Consider the following 19,729-nt stretch of genomic DNA (forward strand, 5'->3'; position numbering starts at 1 on the left):
GAGCGGGCCCTTCGTTCTCTACGATAGGCTGCGCGGGCCCATGCGAACAGTTCGCTGATGGCGGGATGAGGGAAGGTGCGCGAAACGGTTTCGCGAAAGCGTGCGGGCGAGGGTGACGGCGTGCGGACGGTGTCACCTGCGAAGGTGGCAGGGAAGGTGGCTTCGGGGACGGCGGGGCGGGGCGAGGCCTGGGGCGGGCTGGCTTTCTGTCAGCGCCCTTTGGGGCGGGCCGGCCTCTCGGCAGCGGCTCGCAAGGGCGCTCCTCTCGGCGGCCCTGCTCAGCGGCGGCCTGCGCTCTCTATGGTGAACCAGGAGTCGCCGATGATCAAGTTGTAGATCTCCGCCAGCTTCTTGGGGGAGACGGGCATGCCGTCGGCGATCCACTTCTGGCTGTACATCGCTTGGGACGAGGCGAAGAAGTACGCGATGTACTCCTTCTCGACGTCCTCGGCTGCGGAGATGGAGCTGAGGATCTCCTGGTTGAACGCGAACAGCTCGCTCGTGACCACGCGGATGAAGGTGTCGTCCTTGCCGAACATGGGGCCGACGAGCTTCTTGTAGTACTCCGCGTCGTTGGCGAAGTAGTTGTACAGGTTCTCGGTGTACATGGAGGAGATGCTTCTGGCCTGCTCGTAGGTCAGCAGGTTGTTCATGGCGCGCATGGGCTCGATGGCGCCCTTCACGAAGATGCGCGCGACCACGGCCTCCTTGTCCGCGAAGTTCGCGTAGAAGGTCTTGCGCGACAGGTGCGCTGTGCGGCAGATCTCGGCCACGGTGATCTTCTCGTAGGGCATGCGCAGGATCAGGCTGCGAAAGCTCGCCTCAAAAGACTCCGAAGCTCCCATGCGGCATCCCCCCTGCGATAACGCCCGATAACGCCCAAACGTCGGGCTGGCTTCATTTTACCTTCCGCCAGCCCAGGTGGGACGGGGAAATCCCGCTATGCGGGCGCCTCAGCAGCCGTGGTGGTGCTCGTGGCGGCACGCGCCGCCCGCCAGGGACTCCCTGAGCGCTCCGCAGCTGCAGCCCCGGGCGCTCTGCTCGACGTCGACGGCGGACTCGGTCCCGTCGCGCACGAGTTCGACCTCGAAGGTGACGGGCCGTCCGGCGAGCTCGTGGTTCTGGTCGAGCCAGACCCGGCCGCCCTCCACCTTGAGGACCTTGAGGCGCAGCGGCCCGCCTCCCGCGTCGGCCATGATGAAGCCGCCGACGGGAAGGTCCTCGGCGTGGGGGACGGCGCTTGCCGGCACGTCGAACACGAGCGACTCGTCGCGCTCGCCGTAGGCGTCTTTCGCTGCGAGCTCGACGACGCGTCGCTCGCCGCGGCGCATCGTCGCGATGACGCGCTCGAGGCCCTGCGGCAGCTGGCCGTCACCGAGCGTGACCTCGAGCGGGGCGTTGTGCGTCCATGTGTCCACGAACACGTAGCCGTCCGCGAGCGTCCCGGCTACGTGGATGACGAGCTTCTGGCCGGGTGAGACCATGGATTTCCCTCCTTCTCTTCTCGAGAAGAGCATAGCGAGGCGGACGCTGTGCCCTCAAGGTGCAACGGGCGCGGCCCGCTTCGGCGAAGGAAACACATCGCCCGATGTGTTTCCGCTGCGCCCCGCCCCCGTTCGTGACCGCGCGGGTGAAGGCGGCGCGCTTGCGGCGCGCCTCCCCTCCGCTCGCTCTTTCGGACTTGGTTGCCTGCGCCCATGGGGCCTCCACATCACGGGGGCTCTTTTCGGCTAAAATGGCGGCATGCGTAAATCGATCGACGACATAAAGTCGGCCGCCGTGCCGCCCCTCGCTGGCTTCTCGCTGGTGCTGCTCTCCATCGCCGGCTTCATCGTGGCGCTCTGGGTCATCATCACCGTGGTGCGCGTGGTCATGGGATAGCTCATGTGGCAGCGATTCACACTCTACGACCTGCGCGTGATCGGCCACTACCTGGGGACGCTCATCATGTTCTCGGCGCTGCTCATGGCGGTCCCGCTCACCATAGCGCTTCTCTTCCAGGAGTGGGAGCCCGCCGCGCGCTACCTCTCCGCGGCTGGCGGGGCGCTCACCCTCGGCTCGCTTCTGCGCTTCCTGCGCGTCGAGCCCTGCCGCCTCACGCGCCGCCAGGCGCTCGCGGTCACGGGCCTGGCGTGGATCGTGCTGGCGCTCGTGTACTCCGTCCCGCTGTACTTCTCGGGGCACTACCTCACCTACCTCGACGCGCTGTTCGACGGCGTGTCGGGCCTCACCACCACGGGCGCGTCGGTCGTCGTCGACCTCGACCACCTGTCGAACGCCGACAACATGTTCCGCTTCATGATGCACCTGCTCGGCGGCTTGGGCCTCATCGTGGTGGCGCTCTCCATCGGGCTGTTCGGCAAGCGCGCGGGCGCCTCGCTGTACACCTCGGAGGGCCGTCGCGAGCACGTGGTCCCCAACGTCATCCAGACCACGCAGTTCATCGCGCGCATCACGGCGGTCATCATCTCGCTGGCCACCGTGCTGCTGTCGCTGATGTGCGTGGTCGCGGGCATGGAGCCCGCCCGCGCCGTCATGCACGCGCTGTGGATGGCCATCTCCGGCTTCGTGACCGGCGGCTTCGCGCCCGCGGCGCAGTCGATCCTGTACTACCACTCGTTCCCCATCGAGCTCGTGCTCATCTTCCTCATGATCCTGGGCTCCGTCAGCTTCGTGATGTACGCCGAGGCGTGGAAGGGACGCGTGGGCGCGTTCTTCCGCGACATCGAGACGCGCACCACCGCGATCTGGATCGCCGCCATGACGGTCGTGTTCACGGCGTCGCTGGCCGCCTGGCCCCTGTTCTCCGACCTGCCCGCGCTTCTGCGCCGCGGGCTGTTCATGGTGATCTCGGCGTACTCCACCACGGGCTTCCAGACCATCACCACCAACCAGCTCACCACGGTGCTCTCGTCGGGCGCCTTCCTCTCGCTGGCGCTGCTCATGGCCGTCGGCGGCAGCGCGGGCTCCACGGCGGGCGGCATCAAGCTGTACCGCGTGGGCATCATCTTCAAGTCCATCGTCTCCACGGTGAAGGAGGCGCTCGCGCCTGACTCGGCGCGCGTGGTGGTGGCGTACAACCACGTGGGGCGCCGCATCCTGAGCCCCGAGGTGGTGAAGGAGGCCATGACGGTGTTCATCCTCTACGTGATCACGTACGCCCTCGGCGCGCTCGTGGGCATCGCGCACGGCCACGAGGCCACGCAGGCCATCTTCGAGTCGGTGGCCATGACGTCGAACGGCGGCATCGTCACGGGCGTGGTGAGCCCGGGCATGCCCTTCACGCTCGAGCTGTTCTACATCTTCCAGATGTGGGTGGGGCGTCTCGAGTTCGTGACGCTGCTCGCGCTGATCGTGGAGGTGGGCGCCTCGATCATCCCGCGCCGGAAGGCCAGGGGTGCGTCATGATGGGGAAGGTTCGCACGCTTGCCTCCGCGCTTGCTCGCCCGCGTGCGCTCGCTCCCGCGCTCGCCCGCCCGCGTGCGCTCGCGCGCACGTTCGTCCTCGCGCTCGCCCTGGCGTGCGCGCTCGCGCTCGCGGGCGCGCCGGCGGCCCCGGCGGCGTGGGCCGAGGAAGGCCCCGACCCGAGCAACCAGGTGAACCCCCAGCAGCTGCCCGACAGCTCGTTCATCTACGACACCTCGATCTCCGAGCTCGAGACGGCCGACTCCTACCTCGACGGCCAGACCGTGCAGGTCACCGGCGAGGTGGTGGGCGACCGCATCCACGCCGAGCTCGACCCCGACCACTGCTGGATCACGCTCGAGGCCACCGACGGCTCGTTCGCCGAGGTGCCGGTGCTCACCACCACGGCCGCCACCTCGGTCATCGACACGTACGGCGCCTACGGCAAGCGCGGCACGGTGCTGCAGGTGCGCGGGACGTTCAACCTGTCGTGTCCCGACCACGCGGGCCTCTCCGACCTGCACGCCAGCCACGTCTCGCTCGTGTCGAAGGGCTCTGACATGCGCGAGGCGCCCGACGCGCTGCAGTTCGTCCCCGGCGCCCTGCTGCTGGCGGCGGGCCTCGCGCTCGTCTTGGCGTTCCGCCGCATGAGGGAGAGTCGCCGCTGATGGAGGGTTGTTGCGAAACCGAGTTCGCGCGCGGCGAGGTCATCAAGCTCGACCGCGGGTTCCCGCTGGTCAGGCTCGAGAGCGGCGAGCTTCTGCGCTGCGAGCACGCCACCGCCCTCCTGAAGGGCGCCCGCGAGCGCGCGGCCATCGGCGACAAGGTGGGCGTGCGCCTGCCGAGCGCGCACGACAAGGCGCTCATCGAGGAGATCTTCCCGCGCACGCGCGCCTTCGTGCGGAAGGACCCCACCGAGCGCGCGCTCCCGCAGGTGCTCGCCGCCAACTTCGACCGCGTGGTGGTGGTCCAGCCGCTCGCCGAGGTGAACATGCGCCGCCTCGAGCGCGAGCTGGTGCTGGCGTACGAGACCGGCGCCGAGGTGACCGTGGTGCTCACGAAGGCCGACCTCGCGCAGGACGAGTCGCAGATCGCCGCCGTGCGCGCCTCCGTGCGCGCGCTCGCGGGCCCCGGCGTGAAGACGCTCGTGGTGTCGGCCAACGACCCCGCCTCGGTGGAGGCCGTGCGCGCGCTCCTTCCCGCAAACACCACCACGGTGCTCGTCGGGCGCTCGGGCGTGGGCAAGTCGAGCCTGGTCAACCTGCTTCTGGGCGAGCACGTGCAGGAGACGGCGCAGGTGCGCGAAGGTGACGGCAAGGGGCGCCACACCACGGTGAGCCGTGAGATGCTCGACGTGCCCGGCGGCGGGCGCGTCGTGGACATGCCCGGCGTGCGGGGGCTGGGGCTGTGGGACGCCGACGCGGGGATCGAGGCGGCCTTCGCCGACATCGAGCTCATCGCGCGCGACTGCCGCTTCCGCGACTGCAAGCACGAGCGGGAGCCGGGCTGCGCGGTGCGCGCCGCCGTGGAGGCCGGCGCGGTGTCCGCCGAGCGGTTCGCGTCCTACCAGGCGCTGCGCTCGGAGACGGCGGCCATGAAGGAGCGCCGCGAGCAGGCGCGCTGGATGCAGCGCGAGCAGGCGCCCGCCGCCAAGCGCGCGTCGCGCGGCCGGGGGAAGCCCGCCTCCGCCAGCCGCCGCGGGAAAGGCAAGAAGCGATCAGATAGAGGGAACGCATGAAGCCAGTCGTTATCATTCCGACGTACATATCGGCCACGCGCCGCCGGCGCGAGAGCCGCGAGGTGGTGGGCAGCTACGACCACACCACCGCCATCACGCAGTCCGGCGAGCTGGGACGCTGCCTCGCCTCGCTCGAGGGGGTGGATGACCTCGGGCTCGTGGTGGTGCTGGTGGCCGCCGACGCGGGGCTCGAGAACCAGGCGGCGGAGAAGGTCCGCGCCGTCGCCGCGGCGCACCCCCGCCTGAGCGTGCTCGTGATCGGCGCGGCCGAGCTCGCGCTCGTGCGCCAGCGCATGGAGCAGCTCAACATCGGGCGGCTCGAGGACGAGGTGGGCCTGCGCGGCTACAGCGCCGTCCGCAACCTGGGGCTCGTGGTCGCCATCACGCTCGGCTTCGACGCGGTGGTGTTCCTCGACGACGACGAGGTGATCGACGACCCCGCCTTCCTCAAGAACGCCATGTACGGCCTGGGCAAGCTCACGAAGAAGGGCATCCCCATCTTGGCGAAGACGGGCTACTACCTCAACGACCAGGGGTCGTACCTCTCGAAGTGGGAGGACAAGTGGTACAACCGCTTCTGGCAGCAGGGCCGCGCGTTCAACGCGTGGATCTCGCGCGCCATGCAGGGCCCGCGCCTGTCGCGCTCGAACCACGTGTGCGGCGGCTGCCTGGCCATCCACAAGGAGGCGTTCAAGCGGCTGGCGTTCGACCCGTGGATCACGCGCGGCGAGGACCTCGACTACATGCTCAACCTGCGCATGTACGGCTCGGACATCTGGTTCGACAACCGCTGGGTGCTGCGCCACCTCCCGCCGGAGACGCAGAGCGAAGGCGACCGCTTCCGCCAGGACATCTTCCGCTGGATCTACGAGTACCGCAAGCTCGAGTACTCGCGCGCGCTCATCGACCTGCAGCAGGTCAAGCCCGCCTCGCTCGAGCCGTATCCGGGGCCGTTTCTGGAGCCGGGCCTCACGCGGCGCATCCGCCTCACGGCGCTGCTGCGCAGCCTCGCCCGGCCCGACAAGCGCGCGTACCGGCGCGCGGCGAAGGCGGCCACCGGCGAGGCGTCGGCCTACGCGGAGGCGAACTGCGCCAAGTACTTCGAGTTCCAGTACGTGTGGCCCGAGGCCATGGCGCGCCTCGACTCCGACCAGATGCTCACCACGGCGCTCGTGCGCTCGTGCCTGATGGAGCCCGTGGGCGGCGCGGCCGGGGACGTCGGAGGCGGCGCGGCTGCCGGAGGGGCGGCGGCGCGGGCGGTCGGCGCGGGCGCGCCGGCGGTGGCCCCGTCGACGTCGGTCGACCCGGGCCTCACCTGCGAGATCCGCCTGAACATCGCGGAATAGGAAGGCGGGGAGACGGTGGACGTGCTCGGCATGATAGCTGCTTCCCTGGCCGTGGGGCTTTTCGTGGGCGTGCTGTCGGGCCTGCTCGGCATCGGCGGCGGCACGATACTGGTGCCGGTCCTCAAGCTGGGGTACGCGCTCGAGCCCATCGTGAGCACGGCGACCTCGATGTTCACCATCATCCCCACCAGCGTGTCGGGCGCGATCACGCACGTGCGCCACAAGACCTGCCTGCCGAAGCTCGGCGTGGCGGCAGGCGTGGGCGGCGCGCTCACCTCGCCGGTGGGCGTGTGGCTGGCCACGCGCTCGGAGGACTGGATGATCATGGTGGCGGCTGCCTGCGTGATCGCGTACTCGGCCATCACCATGCTGCAGAAGGCCCTCGCCGTGCCGAAGGCGGGGAGGGGGAGCGACGAGCCCGCGGTGGAGGGCGAGGCGGCCCCCGCGCCGGGGACGGCGGCGAGCTCCGCGTCCGCGGCGGCGAGCGAGCCCGCGGCCCCCGCATCCGCGTCCACGTCCGCGGCCCCCGCCCTCCCGCGCGTCACCACGCGCCAGATCGTCCTCACCTTCCTCATCGGGACGGTGGCGGGCGTGGCCTCGGGGTACGTGGGGCTCGGCGGCGGCTTCCTCATCGTGCCCATGCTCGTGACGTTCGTGGGCCTGCCCATGCGCCTCACCTCGGGCACGTCGCTCATCTCCGTGATGATCCTGGCCGTTCCCGGCGTGGTCTACCAGGGCATGCTCGGCAACGTCGACTGGATCGCCGGCATCGCGATCGCCTGCGGCTCCATCCCCGGCGCCGCCCTCAGCGCGCGCTACATCACGAAGATCCCCGAGCGGGCCCTTCGCCTCGCCTTCGGCTGCTTCCTCCTGGTGGCCGCCGCGCTCCTCTTGGTGGACCAGGCCGGCGTCATCTGAGCCGCATGAGGTCCGCTCGCTGCTCACGTGAAAGTTAGCTGTTATACTGGATGAACTATGGAAGAGATAATTGACACTAAGAAAAACAGGAAGCGCATGACCCCGCGGTTCTTCAACCTCGAGATGCTCGCCCTGACCATCGCTGCGCTCGCCGCGCTCGTCATGGTGGGGGCGCTCATGTCGCCCACGGTGAGCGTGCCTACCATCATCGTGGCGGGCGCGATCTTCACGCTCTCGCTCGTCATCGTGATGCGCCTGCTCAATGACCCTGACTCGGTGCGCGCGCACCAGTCTGACGCCATGCTGCAGCTCTCGAGCGCCACGCTCGACCTCATGCAGGAGGGGCTCAACCATCGGTCGGCGCAGGACATCTGCGAGCTTCTGCTGCCGAACACCGCCGCCATCGCCGTGGCCATCACCGACAAGGAGAAGATCCTCGGGTACGCCGGCTTCCAGGAGGCGGACAACCCCGCCGGCGCCGACATCCGCACGCAGGCCACGCACGACACCATCGCCGACGGCGTGGCGCGCGTGCTTTACAGCGCCGAGGAGATCGGCTTCCCGGAGGGCGCCAGCACCATCAAGGCCGCCATCATCGTCCCTTTGCGCGTGGGCTCCAACGTCGAGGGCACGCTGAAGTTCTACTACCGCAGCGCGAAGAAGATCACCGAGACGCAGAAGTCCATCGCGCAGGGCTTCGGGCGGCTGCTGTCTACGCAGATGGCGGCGGCCGAGATGGAGAACCAGCGCAAGCTGGCCACCTCCATGGAGCTCAAGATGCTCCAGAGCCAGATCAACCCGCACTTCCTGTTCAACACCATCAACACCATCGCCTCTCTCATCCGCACCGACCCCATGAAGGCCCGCACGCTGCTGCGCGAGTTCGCGGTGTTCTACCGCCGCACGCTGGAGGACTCCTCCGAGCGCATCATGCTCTCGCGCGAGATCGAGCAGACCATGCGCTACTTCTCGTTCGAGGTGGCGCGCTTCGGCGAGGATCGCGTGGGGCTCTGCGTGGGCGCGGGCCCCGAGCTGCAGGACATGATGGTGCCGCCGTTCATCCTCCAGCCGCTGGTCGAGAACGCGGTGCGCCACGCCATGCCGTCGGAGGGAAAGCTCATCATCTCCATCCTGGCTGAGGTTGACGGCGACGACGTGGTGGTCAGCGTGTCCGATGACGGCGTGGGCATGGACGAGCAGACGTGCAACAACATCATGCATCCCGAGTCCTCCACGGGCATGGGCATCGCCGTGAAGAACGTGCACGACCGCATGAAGGGCTTCTTCGGCGAGCGTGCCGACATGCGCGTGGAGAGCGAGCTCGGGCGCGGAACCACCGTCACCCTGCGCTTCCCCGACTGCGCGGTGAGGACGGTCGATCCGATTCTGTGATCTCGCCGAAAGGTTACCGCAAGGTTGCCGAAGGAGGGGCCCGGTCCATGGACAAGCCTTGGGCTCTTCGGTATGATCGAAGGCAGTTTCGTCTGCGTGTTTGCTGGTTGGTCTCGATTCTCGTCAGGGAGCGATTCGCTTGGCTGAAGTCATCTCATCTCCGGTTGCGCTGGTGGCCTTGGGCCTCGCGGTGCTTGCCGTCGCCATCGTGCTGCTGGTGGTCTGGATCGTCACGCTCGACCGCCGCATGCGCGGCGTGGTCGACGGTCTCGAGGCTGAGCGGCGGAAGGTGGCCGAGATGCAGATGGTGATCGGGCGCCGCAACGTGGCGGCCCGCGGCTACGGCGCGCCGCGCGGAAGGGGCAGGGCCCCGAGGCCGCAGGGCGGCGCGCAGGCAGGTCCGGGAATGCGCCCGCAGGACGCTCCGGGTGCTGGCGCGGCGGGGCGCCCGCAGGATGGCGCGCGCCCGCAGGGACCTCGCCCGCAGGGGCAGCCCGCCGGCAAGCCGCAGCAGGCGGCGCAGCCTGCCCGGTCCCAGGGACAGCCCGCGCGTACCCAGGCGCCGTCACCTCAGCCGAACACCCAGACTCAGGCTCAACAGCAGGCGCAGCGGCAGCCGCGTCAGGGCGGCGCGCAGGAGCCGCAGCGCGCGGCCTCCGCAGCCGAGCCGGCCGAGCCGGCGCGTTCCCGCTCGCGTCGCGAGGAGCCCGTGATCCCGCGCGGCGCCGACAAGACGGCAGGGTCCGCCGTTCGCAAGCGGCGTGGCGTGCCTGAGCCGACCCCTCAAGTCCAGCAGGCAGTCTCTGCCGTGCGCGAGGGCTTCGACGCTGCCGCCGCCGAGCGCGTGGCGCGTGCGGAGGAAGAGGCGCGCCGCGCCGCCGAGCGTGCCGCGCGCCAGCAGCGCATGGCGGCCCGCCGTCAGGCGCGTGCGCAGGCAGCGGCCGCGCAGCCCACCGTCGCCCAGCAGCCCGCTGCCAAGCAGCCCGCCGGCAACGTCAAGCCCGCCGGTGCGTGTCCTGCCGGCAAGCAGCCTGCCGGCAGCGTCCAGTCCGCCGGTGGGCGTTCGACAGCGCCCGCCGAGCAGCAGGCGCGCGCAGGCTCCGCCGCGCAGCCGGCTCCTGCCAGCCAGCAGCCCGCCTCCGCCGGAGGGCGCGGCCGCCACGCGCGCTAACGCAAGCTCTCTCGCCCACGCGCGCTCATCCTTCGCGCTCAACCACGCGCTCTAGCTCGTACGCGCTCATCCCCGCGCTCATCCACGCACGTTCTAACCCGCGCGCGCTCGCCCCAGGTGGCTTCGGCGGCGCGACGGCCGCACAGCCGCTATTGCTGCTTGGCCTGCTCGCCGGCGGCTATGGCGTGGATGATGTTGCGGCGGCTGAGCGCGCCGACCAGCTTGCCCTCGGCGCTCACCACGGGCATCTTCTTGATGCGCTTGGTGGCCAGGATGTGGCAGGCCTCGTCGATGCGCGCGTCGGGCGTGGTCGACAGCACGCGCTTCGTGGCGATCTTCATCACGTTGAGGTCGAGCAGGTTGCTCAGGCGCTCCTGGATCTTGTCGTCGTCGACGGCGTGGTAGAGGTTGAGCGTCGCGTCGAACATCGCCATGTCGTTCTTGCCCAGGTACTGCGCCACGTCGCCGTCGGTGACGAAGCCCACCACCACGTAGTCCTCGTCGACCACGGGCACGCCGCTCGTGTCCGTCTCGGCCATGAGCAGCACCACGTCGCGCATGGTCGCGTTCGCCGACACGTAGACCGGGTGCAGGTTCATGGCGTCGCGCACGCGCACGTCGTCGGAGCCTGCGGCCGTCGGGGCGGCCGCAGCGGTCGCGGCGCCTTCGCCTGCCTTCGCCTTCGCGCCCTCCGCGCTCGCCGCGCGCGCCGGCGCCTTGTCGCGCACCAGCGCCACGATGACCGCGAGCGCCACCACCAGAAGCGCGCTCGTGGTGCAGAACGCCAGGTGGGTACCGGCGAACGACTGCTCGATGCCCACGGCGCCCGCGCTCGCCGCGAACGATGACCCGAGCGCCGACACCGACACGAGCATGGCCGTGCCGAACGACGCGGCGATCTGGTTGAGCGTGTTCGACAGGCCCTGCGTGTGCTGGATCACGGAGTTGTCGAGCGAGTTCAAGCCCCAGGTGTTCAGCGGCGTCATGATGAACTGCAGGCCCATGGTGAGCACCGTGTAAACGGCGGTTACCATCATGATGGACGTGTTCATGCCCAAGAGCACGAGCCCCGCCGCGCCCGCCAGCATGACGATGCCGCCGGGGATGACCACGCGGCGCACGCCGTAGCGGTCGAACAGGCGGCCGGCGACCAGGCCCAGAAACGCGCCGATCACCGCGCCGGGCAGCATGGCCACGCCCGACATGGTGGCGCTCTGGCCGAGCACGCCCTGGATGTAGAGCGGCGTGATGACGCCCGTGCCCATGAGCGCCGCCTGGACGATGACGATCGTGCACACGGCGGTGGCGTACGGGCGCGCCTTCAGGATGGACACCTTCAGCATGGGCACCTCGAGGCGCAGCTGGCGGCGGATGTAGAGCGCCATGAGCGCGACGCCTGCCGCGATGAGCCCGCCGGTGACGGCCATGTTGCTGCTCGAGGCGAACGTGGACAGGCCGTAGAGCAGGCACACGAGGCCCACCGAGCTCAGCAGCACGGAGAGCTTGTCGAAGGTGGTGCGCTCGAAGCTGCCGTAGTTCTTCAGCACGAGCGCCGACGCCGCGAGCACGAACGCCGACAGCACGGTGACGATGACGAACAGCGCGCGCCAGCCCACCGAGTCAACGAGCAGGCCGGACACCGACGGGCCGATGGCGGGCGCAAACCCGATGATGAGCCCGATGACGCCCATGGCGCTGCCGCGCTTCTCGCGCGGGAACACCAGCAGGATCACCGTGAACACCATGGGCATGACCATGCCCGTGCACGCGGCCTGCAGCACGCGGCCCGCCAGCAGAAACGGGAACGCGGGCGCGAGCGCGGCCAAAAGGCTTCCGGCGGTGAAGACGGCGAACCCGGTGATGAACAGCTGGCGCGTGGTGAAGCGCCCGATCAGGAACGCGGAAAGCGGGATGATGACGGCTTCCACCAGGGAGTACCCCGAGGTGAGCCACTGGACCGTGGTGGCGTCGACCTGCAGGCTCGCCATGATGGCGGGCAGCGCCGGCGAGAGCAGCGTCTGGTTGAGCACGGCGAGCAGCGTGCCGGAGAGCAGCACGGCCACCATGACGAATTGCTGACGTGTAAGACCCATCTGATATGCTCCTTCTCTCTCATATGCGATTTTTTGCGTAAGGAGCAGGAGAACATCTTTTCAGGCGATCGTCAACAGGCAGCAGCCGAAAACGCGCGACTTCCCCATGTTGGCCCCATGTCGGTCCGCCCTCACCCCATGAGGCTCTTCCAGTAGTGCACGGCGATCTGCGTGCGGTTCTTCAGGCCGAGCTTTGCGAGGATGGAGCTGATGTGGTTGCGCACCGTCCCTTCGCTCACGTAGACGGTGCCCGCGATGGCCTTGTTGTCGAGGCCCTGCGCCACCAGCTCCACGATGCGCCGCTCGCGCTCGGTGAGCTTGGCGTCCGCGAAGGCGGCGCTCGTGCCGGCCGACTCCGCGCCCGCTTCCGAGGCGCCCGCTCCTGCGGTTCCCGTGCCCGCGGCCTTCGCGCTCGCCCCCGCAGCTCCCGTCGCTCCCGGACCTGCGGGCTCCTCCGCGCGCGTCCCCAGGTGGGGCATGCGCCCCATCACCTCGCTGCCGAGCACGTTCTGGCCGGCCATCACGCTGCGCAGCGCGGGCGCGATGGAAGCGACGTCCTGCTTGATGAGGTATCCGCGCGCGCCGAGGCGCAGCGCGCGCACGATGTAGTCGTCGTCGGCGAAGGTGGTGAGGAACACCACGCGCGCATGCGGGCTGTCCTTGAGGATGCGCTCGGCCGCGCTGAGGCCGTCGCCTTCGGGCATGCGGATGTCCATGAGCAGCACGTCGGGCGTGACCTGCGAGAAGAGGCGAGCGGCCTCGCGCCCTCCGAGCGCGGTCGCCGCCACCTCGATGTCGGGCTGCGCGTCTAGGATGGTGGTGAGCGACTCCACGATGAACGGGTCGTCGTCGACGATCATGACTCGCATAAGGTTCCTTTCACGATTTCGGTTTGGAAGTGGCGAGAAACTCGCGATCTGATACCGTCTTGCGCTCTGCTTGCGGTGGATGCGCCTTGGCGTGCAGGATCGGGTTTCGTGTCACCAGGGTTTTCTCTGAGGCGCGAGGGGCTGTGGCGCTTCGGGTGGAGATCCTTCGGTATCAGATCGCGAGTTTCTCGCCACTTCTGACGTTGCAGCGTGCATGTCATGGGCGATCCAGGGCTGCTTTAGGTATGGAGGCGAACACGCGGAAGCCCGCGTCCCCGTCGGCGCGCCCGCTTGCGCCCGCTGCGCCGCCGCCCGCGCCGCCTGCCGTGCCTGCCGCTTTCGCGCCCGCGCCGCCCGGCGTGCGCTCGAAGCCCGCGCGGAAGGAGCCGCCGAGCGCGGTCACCCGCTCCTCCATCGACTGCAGCCCCATGCCGCGTGCTCCGCCCGCCGCGCCCGCGCCCACGGCGGCGCTTCCGCTTCCGTTGTCGGTCACGGTGATCTGGTAGAGCGCGGGGTACTCCGTCAGGCGCACGTGCGCCTTCGTGGCGTTGCTGTGGCGCATGACGTTGGAGAGCGCTTCGCGCGTGACGGCGATGAGGCAGAGCGCCACGGGCGCGGGCGCGTAGTCGACGGCGTAGTCGATCTTCACGGCGATGCCCGCCTCCTCGCAGCCCCGCGCGCATTCCCGCACCTGCCCCTCGAGGTCGAGCGCGTCGTCGTGCAGGGCGTGCACGCTCGCGCGCACCGAGGCGAGCGCCTCGGAGAGCGTGGCGCCCACGGGCGCGAGCTCGCGCGTGACCTGCGCGTCCTGCGCGTGCACCACCTGCATGGCCTCAACCTGCAGGATGGCGCGGGTGAGCAGGTGCCCCACGTTGTCGTGGATCTCGCGCGCGATGCGCCCGCGCTCGGTGAGCGTGGCCACGTGCACCTCGTAGTCCTGCTTGTCGCGCAGGTCGCGGTTGCGCAGCTCGAGCGCCAGGGAATGCTCGCGCATGCTGTCGCGCGCGATGCGCTGCCGCTTCTTGTCGGCGAGCAGGCGCGAGGTGCGCCACGAGAGCAGCGCGGCCACGACGGCCATCACCAGCATGACGCCCACGGCGTCAAGCGGGAGCCGCGGCAGCGCGGCCGCCAGCGCAGCTGCGCACAGCACGCGCAAGGCGCGCGTCTCCCACGGCGCCTCCGCGCTGTCGCCGGCAGTTCCACCAGCAGCTCCATCGGCAACAGCGCCGGTCATCCGCGCCCTGCTCGCACCCACGGCCCTTGCGCCGCCGCCCGCGCCTCCCGCGGCGCCCCTGCCCTCGTCTTCGTCGTCCCGCCCGACGCGCATGCTGTCGTAAGCCGCCAGCGGCGCGAACAGCGCGCACGGCGCGCAGGCGCACGCCAACGCCAGGTAGGCCGCCGTCCCCGCGTATCTCACGCGACCCGGCGCCACCTCGAAGAGCGCCGCGGCGGTTACGGCAGCGAGCAGCCCCATCACCTCGAAAGCCGAGGGCGTGACGAGCATGAGCGCCAGGCAGCACCCCGCGAACACGATGATCTTGTCCAAGATGCGTTCCATGTCCCCATCATACGGCAAGCGCCCGCGCTTGCGGAGGCACGGGCGCGCCGAACGCGTCTTCGCAGGTGAACTCGTGACAAAAGTCACTTCTGCCGAAACCCCCTTGCGTGGATACTGGGAGCCAGGTTGAGAGAGCGCGCCCAATCGTGCGAAGGCGCGCGAAGAAGGAGGACTAACGTGGGAAAAGATACGCCGCGTGCGGCAGACAGCCTCGTCGTCGAGGTGTCGAACCTGGTCAAGCGCTACAAGGAGACCATCGCGCTCGACCATTTCAACCTGTCGATAAAGCCGGGCGAGGTGTTCGGCTTGCTCGGACCCAACGGCAGCGGCAAGACCACGGCCATCAACTGCATCCTGCAGCTGCTCACCTACGACAAGGGTGAGGTGCGCCTGTTCGGCGAGCCCATGACGCCGACGCGCTACGACCTCAAGCGCTGCATCGGCGTGGTGCCGCAGAACCTCGCCGTGTTCGACGAGCTCACCGTGCGCGAGAACATCGACTACTTCTGCGCGCTCTACGTGCCCGACAAGAGCTCCCGCCGTGCGCTCGTGGACGAGGCCATCCACTTCGTGGGCCTGGAAGGCTACGAGCGCTTCCGCCCGAAGAAGCTCTCGGGCGGCCTGGCGCGCCGCCTCAACATCGCGTGCGGCATCGCGCACAAGCCCGAGCTCATCATCCTCGACGAGCCTACGGTGGCCGTCGACCCGCAGAGCCGCAACGCCATCCTCGAGGGCATCCTGCGGCTGAACGCCGAGGGCTCTACCATCATCTACACGAGCCACTACATGGAGGAAGTGGAGGAGATCTGCTCGCGCATCATGATCATGGACAAGGGCCGCGGCGTGGCATGCGGAACGAACGCCGAGCTCAAGGCCATGATCGGCACGGGCGAGAAGCTGCGCATCCAGCTGGCGGGCGCGGCTGGTCCTGCGGCGGGGATTGCAGCTGGCCCTGCGACGGGCCTGTCGGTCGATGAGGGCGCGAGTGTTTCACGTGAAACACTCGCGCCCTCCGCGGGCGCGGGCGCCCCTGCGTCGGCAGCTTTCGTGGGCGCGGGCGCCCCTGCATCGGCGGCTTTCGCGGGCGCGGCGGGCCCTGCATCGGCGGCTTTCGTGGGCGCGGGCGCCCCTGCTTCGGCGGCTTCCGCGCACGCCGACCTCCTCGCGCGCGTCCGCGAGCTGCCCCACACGCTGCGCGCCGAGCTCGAGGGCGACGTGCTCGCGGTCGACTGCGCCGCGGGCGCGCACAACCTGGCCGACGTGCTCGACCTGCTCAGCGCGCAGGGCGTCGCGTTCGGTCGCATTTACGCCGAGCCGCCGACCTTGAACGACGTGTTCCTCGAGATCACCGGCACCGAGCTGCGCGACTAGCGCGGGCAGGAGGCACATCATGTGGAACACGTTCAAATACACGGCGCTCTACCTCATGCGCGACCGGGACCTCCTCGTGTGGGCTCTGGCGTTCCCCATCATCCTGTCCACGCTGTTCTCCTTCATGTTCGCGGAGCTCGACGACACGGTCTACGCCACTGAGCTGGGGCTCGTGGTGGTGCAGGACGAGGCGTGGGAGTCTGACGAGGCGACGGTGCTGCGCGAGGTGGTGGACGCGGTGAGCGAGCCGGGCACCGCGGCTGACGAGATGGGGAGCCTCGTGGTGCCGCAGTACGTGGAGAGCGAGGAGGCGGCGCAGCGCGCGCTCGCCGACACTGACGCCATCGCCTACCTCACGGTGGACGCGCAGGGGTCGCCCTTCCTGCACATGAAGCTCGATCCGTCCAACGGCGCGCTCACCGCGCAGCAGACCGTGGTGAAGACGGTGCTCGACGGCGCGCAGCGCACCGGGGACGCCGTGACTGGCGCGGTGGAGAGCCGCGTCCGCTCCGACGTGGAGCAGGCCATGGTCTCGGGCGCGTTTTCCCTCGAGACCCTCGACCCCGCGGCGTTGCCCGACTCCGTCAAGAGCTACGCGCAGGGCGCCGCGCCTTCGCCCGATGACCTCGACGACGCCTCGGCGCTGCTCATGAGCGTGGGCATCGACGTCGACGCCCTCATCGACCAGGCGCTCGCGGCGGCCGACAGCACGTTCACCGAGCGCGTGTCGGTCACGCACAACGCGCCGACGGAGTCCACGCGCTACTACTACGCGCTTCTGGGCATGGCGACCATGTTCGCCGCCACCATCGGGCTCGTCGCCATGAGCCGCGCCTGCTCGAACACCTCGGAGGTGGGGGCGCGCCGCGCGCTCGGCGCCGTGCCGCGCGCGCAGGTGCTGGTGGCGACGTTCGCCGTCTCGTGGGCTCTGGCGTTTCTGTGCCTGCTGGTCGCCTTCGCGTACATCCGCGTGGTGCTGGGCGTTGACTTCGGCGGGCAGGACGCCGCGTGCGTAGGCGCCATCGCGGCGTCGGCGCTCACGGCGTGCGCGCTCGGCGTGTTCGTGGGCGCGCTGCCCGGCATTCCCGAGATGGCGAAGAACGGCATCATGACGGGCGTCACGTGCCTGTCGGCGCTGTTCGCGGGGCTCTACGGGCAGGCGTGCATGAACCTGGCGGACGAGATCGCCGCGGCTGCGCCGTGGACCGCCTACGTGAACCCCGCGCGTCTGATCTCGCAGGCGTTCTACGCCCTGTATTACTACGACAGCTATCAGCCGTTCCTCGCGTTGGTTGGCGCGCTGGTGGCCATGGCGGCGGTGCTCCTCGTTGCGGCCGCGCTTATCTCAAGGAGGCAGCAGCATGAACATCTTTAAGACCGCGTGTCGCATCCTGCTCAAGCAGCGCACGTACATCCTCATCTACGTGGTGTTCCTCGGGTTCATGGGCGTGTTCGTGGCGACGGGGAACACCCACGGCGCCAGCTCCGGCGACTTCGTGCAGGATCGCGCCGACGTGGCCGTGATCGACCGCGACGGCAGCGCGCTGGCAGCGGGCGTGACCGAGACGCTGGCTGAGCGCTCGAACATGGTGGAGGTGGCCGACACCGAGCGCGCCCTGCAGGACGCGGTGGCGCAAGGAACGACGGACTGCCTGGTCATCGTGCCGGAAGGGTACGGCGAGGCGTTCGTGGAGGCGGCGCGCGCAGGCGAGGAGCTGCCGCGCGTGCAGACGGTGGCGAGCTTCGACCACACGGCGGGCTACGAGGTGGAGAACCAGCTGCAGATGTACCTGGCGTGCGTGGCCGTGCACGTGGCCCTCGACGCGGACGGAGCGGAAGGGGGCGCGGCGAACGTGCTGGCAGGTGGCGCGGCGGGAGCGGCGGCGCTGGCGGATGGCGCGGATGCGGGTGATGCGGCGGCAGCGTTGTCGGCCGCAAGCGACGCGGCCGCAAGCGACGCCGACAGCGTTGACGACGTGCTGGCTGCGGCGACGGCGGCTGCGCATGACGACATGCGCACGGAGACGGAGGCCGCCTACGCCGTCGAGGAAGGGGAGGCGTCGCCTCTGCCTGACGATTTCCTGCTGTACAACCGCTGGCAGACCTATCCCATCCTGTGCGCGGTGGGCGTGCTGGTGTCGGTGACCATGGCGGGCTTCAACCGCACGGACGTGCGGCGGCGCAACCTCTCCGCGCCAGTGAGCAGCCTGTCGCTCAGCCTGGGGCTGGCGGCGGCGGGCGTGGTGTGCGCGCTCATCACGTGGGGATGGCTGTCGGCTCAGGGGCTGGTGGTGTTCAGCGGGTCGCTTTCGGGCACCGAGGCGTGGCGCGTGGCGCTGTGCATCGTGGACTCGCTGGCGTACGTCCTGTTCGCGCTGGCGTTCGGCTTTCTGCTGGCGCAGGCGGGCGCTTCGGATATGACGGCGAACGCAGCGTCGAACATCGCCGGGCTCGTGCTGTCGTTCCTGGGCGGGTCGTGGATAGACGTGAGCCTCATGGGCGGGGGCATGGAAGTGGTCGCGCGCTTCACGCCGTCGTACTGGCACGGCCAGGCGCTCATGGACATCGCCCAGGCCGACGCGTTCACCTGGGAGGCGCTTGCGCCCGCGATCACCGCCATGGGCATGGTGCTGCTCTTCGCGGCGGCGCTCTTCGCCGTGGCGCTCGCGGTGGGGCGCATCCGCCTCGGCAACGCCGGGGTGAAGAAGGGCGCAGCCGCCGCGACCGCAGCCGCCGCCTAGCGCCCTTGCGGCCGCAGCCGCCGAGCGCTTGCGACCACGACGGTCGCCGCCTAGCGTCCTTGCGGCTGCGGCAGCCGCCGAGCGCTCACGGCCGCAGCCGCTGCCGAGCGCTTCTGCGACGGCCGCAGCTGCTGAGCGCCCTTGCGGCCGCGACCTCGTCCTTTACCGGTTTCGGCTGCTTTGCCGGCCGATCATCGAGGACGCTGCCGGCAACGTTACCGACAACGGTGCTTTTTCATCCACCCCTCAGGCGATTCTGGATGAAATATGCCCGTTATCGGTGTTTTTTCGAGAAAAGTGGATGCGAAAGCGCCGTTGTCGGTGGTTTTCGGGGCTCGAATCGCCGATAACGGGCGTTTTCCATCCAGCTTTTCAAAATGGTGGATGCAAAGGGGGCGTTGTCGGTGGTCCTATAACCCCCAAGGAGGGGGCTCGCTTAAAAGCAAAGGGGCCGCAACTTCTGTTGCAGCCCCTGTGTGTGTAAGTGGTGCGGGTGAAAGGACTTGAACCTTCATGGGGTTGCCCCCATACGGACCTGAACCGTACGCGTCTGCCAATTCCGCCACACCCGCACATGATGTCGACTTGCGTTGACAGCAACAGCTATGATAACCGAACGAATTAGCTGGCGCAAGGGTCATTTTCGCGATTTCTCGCAACGGAAGTTGGTGGGCGTGTTGCTGGTGGGCTGGCGCGGACCGCATGTTGCTGGCGGAGCTGGAGAGGCGACGGGTACTTTCAGCTTCTCCGATGGAGCGTGAAGGCGGCGACTGCGTAGCGGTACGCGAGGTCCTGTGCGCGCAGCACGGGAGAGGCGACGGGGGAAGCGATCGGGCAGGAGGACGGCGGGGCGGCGGGATCGGGCATGGGCACCTGCGCTTCGCGTTCGTTGGATTTGCATGGACGTGCAGGAGGCTGACGGCTCGGGCGTCTTTCGGGAAGTATGATAGCACCCAAGTTTTGCAGCAAAAAGAGGCCGTTTACCCTATGTGACCAGGACAAACGGCCTCTTTTCTCATGACGTTTTCTGTAGTGGAACAGCCTAGTCTCTCGGTTTTTTCACAACCGACATCACCTTGCTCATCTGCGATTTGGTCATGACCTCGCGCGACAGGTCGATGCCGACA

The 19,729-nt window shown here is 69.1% G+C and carries 15 protein-coding genes, 1 tRNA gene and 1 pseudogene; 11 read left to right on the plus strand and 6 right to left on the minus strand.

Features of this window, described 5'->3' with window-relative positions:
- Positions 1–278: 278 nt before the first annotated feature.
- Together G7Y49_RS07175 and G7Y49_RS07180 are read right to left on the minus strand one after the other, a co-directional pair.
- Positions 279–845, minus strand: a complete 567-nt coding sequence (locus G7Y49_RS07175; RefSeq protein ID WP_165172449.1) for a TetR/AcrR family transcriptional regulator — start codon at positions 843–845, stop codon at positions 279–281.
- 108 nt (positions 846–953) lie between these two features.
- Positions 954–1,484 (minus strand): peptidylprolyl isomerase, encoded by a 531-nt coding sequence (locus G7Y49_RS07180; RefSeq protein WP_165172451.1) that lies wholly within the window; start codon positions 1,482–1,484, stop codon positions 954–956.
- Between the two features lie 259 nt (positions 1,485–1,743).
- Between G7Y49_RS07180 and G7Y49_RS07185 the strand changes: the two genes are divergently transcribed.
- The 8 genes from G7Y49_RS07185 to G7Y49_RS07220 all read left to right on the plus strand — a co-directional run bounded on the left by G7Y49_RS07185 (position 1,744) and on the right by G7Y49_RS07220 (position 9,970).
- Positions 1,744–1,881, plus strand: a complete 138-nt coding sequence (locus G7Y49_RS07185) for a hypothetical protein (protein WP_165172453.1) — start codon at positions 1,744–1,746, stop codon at positions 1,879–1,881.
- 3 nt (positions 1,882–1,884) lie between these two features.
- A complete protein-coding gene (locus G7Y49_RS07190) occupies positions 1,885–3,408 on the plus strand; it encodes a TrkH family potassium uptake protein (protein ID WP_165172455.1) in 1,524 nt (507 codons plus the stop codon).
- The gene (locus G7Y49_RS07195; protein WP_241157316.1) at positions 3,405–4,073 is read left to right on the plus strand and encodes a hydrolase; all 669 of its coding nucleotides are present in this window, start codon (positions 3,405–3,407) and stop codon (positions 4,071–4,073) included. The genes G7Y49_RS07190 and G7Y49_RS07195 overlap by 4 nt, the downstream gene beginning before the upstream one ends.
- Positions 4,073–5,143, plus strand: a complete 1,071-nt coding sequence (gene rsgA, locus G7Y49_RS07200) for a ribosome small subunit-dependent GTPase A (protein ID WP_165172457.1) — start codon at positions 4,073–4,075, stop codon at positions 5,141–5,143. Before G7Y49_RS07195 ends, rsgA begins: the two co-directional genes overlap by 1 nt.
- A complete protein-coding gene (locus G7Y49_RS07205) occupies positions 5,140–6,489 on the plus strand; it encodes a glycosyltransferase (RefSeq protein WP_165172459.1) in 1,350 nt (449 codons plus the stop codon). The genes rsgA and G7Y49_RS07205 overlap by 4 nt, the downstream gene beginning before the upstream one ends.
- Before the next feature lie 15 nt (positions 6,490–6,504).
- Positions 6,505–7,407, plus strand: a complete 903-nt coding sequence (locus G7Y49_RS07210) for a sulfite exporter TauE/SafE family protein (protein WP_241157317.1) — start codon at positions 6,505–6,507, stop codon at positions 7,405–7,407.
- Between the two features lie 96 nt (positions 7,408–7,503).
- Positions 7,504–8,799 (plus strand): histidine kinase, encoded by a 1,296-nt coding sequence (locus G7Y49_RS07215; protein ID WP_241157318.1) that lies wholly within the window; start codon positions 7,504–7,506, stop codon positions 8,797–8,799.
- 217 nt (positions 8,800–9,016) lie between these two features.
- Complete coding sequence (locus G7Y49_RS07220) at positions 9,017–9,970, plus strand: hypothetical protein (protein WP_165172465.1); 954 nt, start codon at positions 9,017–9,019, stop codon at positions 9,968–9,970.
- A gap of 149 nt (positions 9,971–10,119) precedes the next feature.
- On the opposite strand, the gene G7Y49_RS07225 is transcribed toward G7Y49_RS07220, so the two are convergent.
- The 3 genes from G7Y49_RS07225 to G7Y49_RS07235 form a co-directional block, all read right to left on the minus strand.
- Positions 10,120–12,063 carry an MDR family MFS transporter gene (locus G7Y49_RS07225; RefSeq protein ID WP_165172467.1) on the minus strand — a complete coding sequence of 648 codons (1,944 nt, stop codon included), beginning with the start codon at positions 12,061–12,063 and terminating at the stop codon, positions 10,120–10,122.
- Positions 12,064–12,194: 131 nt separating this feature from the next.
- Positions 12,195–12,932 (minus strand): response regulator transcription factor, encoded by a 738-nt coding sequence (locus G7Y49_RS07230; RefSeq protein ID WP_165172469.1) that lies wholly within the window; start codon positions 12,930–12,932, stop codon positions 12,195–12,197.
- Positions 12,933–13,149: 217 nt separating this feature from the next.
- A complete protein-coding gene (locus G7Y49_RS07235; protein WP_165172471.1) occupies positions 13,150–14,490 on the minus strand; it encodes a sensor histidine kinase in 1,341 nt (446 codons plus the stop codon).
- A gap of 177 nt (positions 14,491–14,667) precedes the next feature.
- Between G7Y49_RS07235 and G7Y49_RS12490 the strand changes: the two are divergent.
- The 3 genes and pseudogenes from G7Y49_RS12490 to G7Y49_RS07255 all read left to right on the plus strand — a co-directional run.
- Positions 14,668–15,397: pseudogene (locus tag G7Y49_RS12490) on the plus strand (ABC transporter ATP-binding protein); the annotation flags it as partial.
- A 483-nt stretch (positions 15,398–15,880) separates the two neighbouring features.
- A complete protein-coding gene (locus G7Y49_RS07250; protein ID WP_165172473.1) occupies positions 15,881–17,236 on the plus strand; it encodes an ABC transporter permease in 1,356 nt (451 codons plus the stop codon).
- On the plus strand, positions 17,223–18,602 hold the full coding sequence (locus G7Y49_RS07255) for an ABC transporter permease (protein WP_165172475.1): 1,380 nt from the start codon (positions 17,223–17,225) through the stop codon (positions 18,600–18,602). The genes G7Y49_RS07250 and G7Y49_RS07255 overlap by 14 nt, the downstream gene beginning before the upstream one ends.
- Before the next feature lie 485 nt (positions 18,603–19,087).
- Here the strand turns inward: G7Y49_RS07255 and G7Y49_RS07260 are convergent.
- Positions 19,088–19,174, minus strand: a tRNA-Leu gene (locus tag G7Y49_RS07260).
- Positions 19,175–19,729: the final 555 nt, after the last annotated feature.

Origin of the sequence: Adlercreutzia sp. ZJ242, from assembly GCF_011038995.1 — a bacterium.
In the GTDB taxonomy this organism is placed as follows: Bacteria; Actinomycetota; Coriobacteriia; order Coriobacteriales; family Eggerthellaceae; genus CAAEEV01.

Bases quoted from the DNA above. Each gene is read 5' to 3' on its own strand.
- rsgA (WP_165172457.1), top strand. From the start codon at position 4,073: ATGGAGGGTTGTTGCGAAACCGAGTTCGCGCGCGGCGAGGTCATCAAG.
- G7Y49_RS07235 (WP_165172471.1), bottom strand. From the start codon at position 14,490: ATGGAACGCATCTTGGACAAGATCATCGTGTTCGCGGGGTGCTGCCTG.
- G7Y49_RS07225 (WP_165172467.1), bottom strand. From the start codon at position 12,063: ATGGGTCTTACACGTCAGCAATTCGTCATGGTGGCCGTGCTGCTCTCC.
- G7Y49_RS07205 (WP_165172459.1), top strand. From the start codon at position 5,140: ATGAAGCCAGTCGTTATCATTCCGACGTACATATCGGCCACGCGCCGC.
- G7Y49_RS07215 (WP_241157318.1), top strand. From the start codon at position 7,504: ATGACCCCGCGGTTCTTCAACCTCGAGATGCTCGCCCTGACCATCGCT.
- G7Y49_RS07255 (WP_165172475.1), top strand. From the start codon at position 17,223: ATGAACATCTTTAAGACCGCGTGTCGCATCCTGCTCAAGCAGCGCACG.
- G7Y49_RS07250 (WP_165172473.1), top strand. From the start codon at position 15,881: ATGTGGAACACGTTCAAATACACGGCGCTCTACCTCATGCGCGACCGG.
- G7Y49_RS07180 (WP_165172451.1), bottom strand. From the start codon at position 1,484: ATGGTCTCACCCGGCCAGAAGCTCGTCATCCACGTAGCCGGGACGCTC.
- G7Y49_RS07175 (WP_165172449.1), bottom strand. From the start codon at position 845: ATGGGAGCTTCGGAGTCTTTTGAGGCGAGCTTTCGCAGCCTGATCCTG.
- G7Y49_RS07185 (WP_165172453.1), top strand. From the start codon at position 1,744: ATGCGTAAATCGATCGACGACATAAAGTCGGCCGCCGTGCCGCCCCTC.
- G7Y49_RS07230 (WP_165172469.1), bottom strand. From the start codon at position 12,932: ATGCGAGTCATGATCGTCGACGACGACCCGTTCATCGTGGAGTCGCTC.
- G7Y49_RS07195 (WP_241157316.1), top strand. From the start codon at position 3,405: ATGATGGGGAAGGTTCGCACGCTTGCCTCCGCGCTTGCTCGCCCGCGT.
- G7Y49_RS07190 (WP_165172455.1), top strand. From the start codon at position 1,885: ATGTGGCAGCGATTCACACTCTACGACCTGCGCGTGATCGGCCACTAC.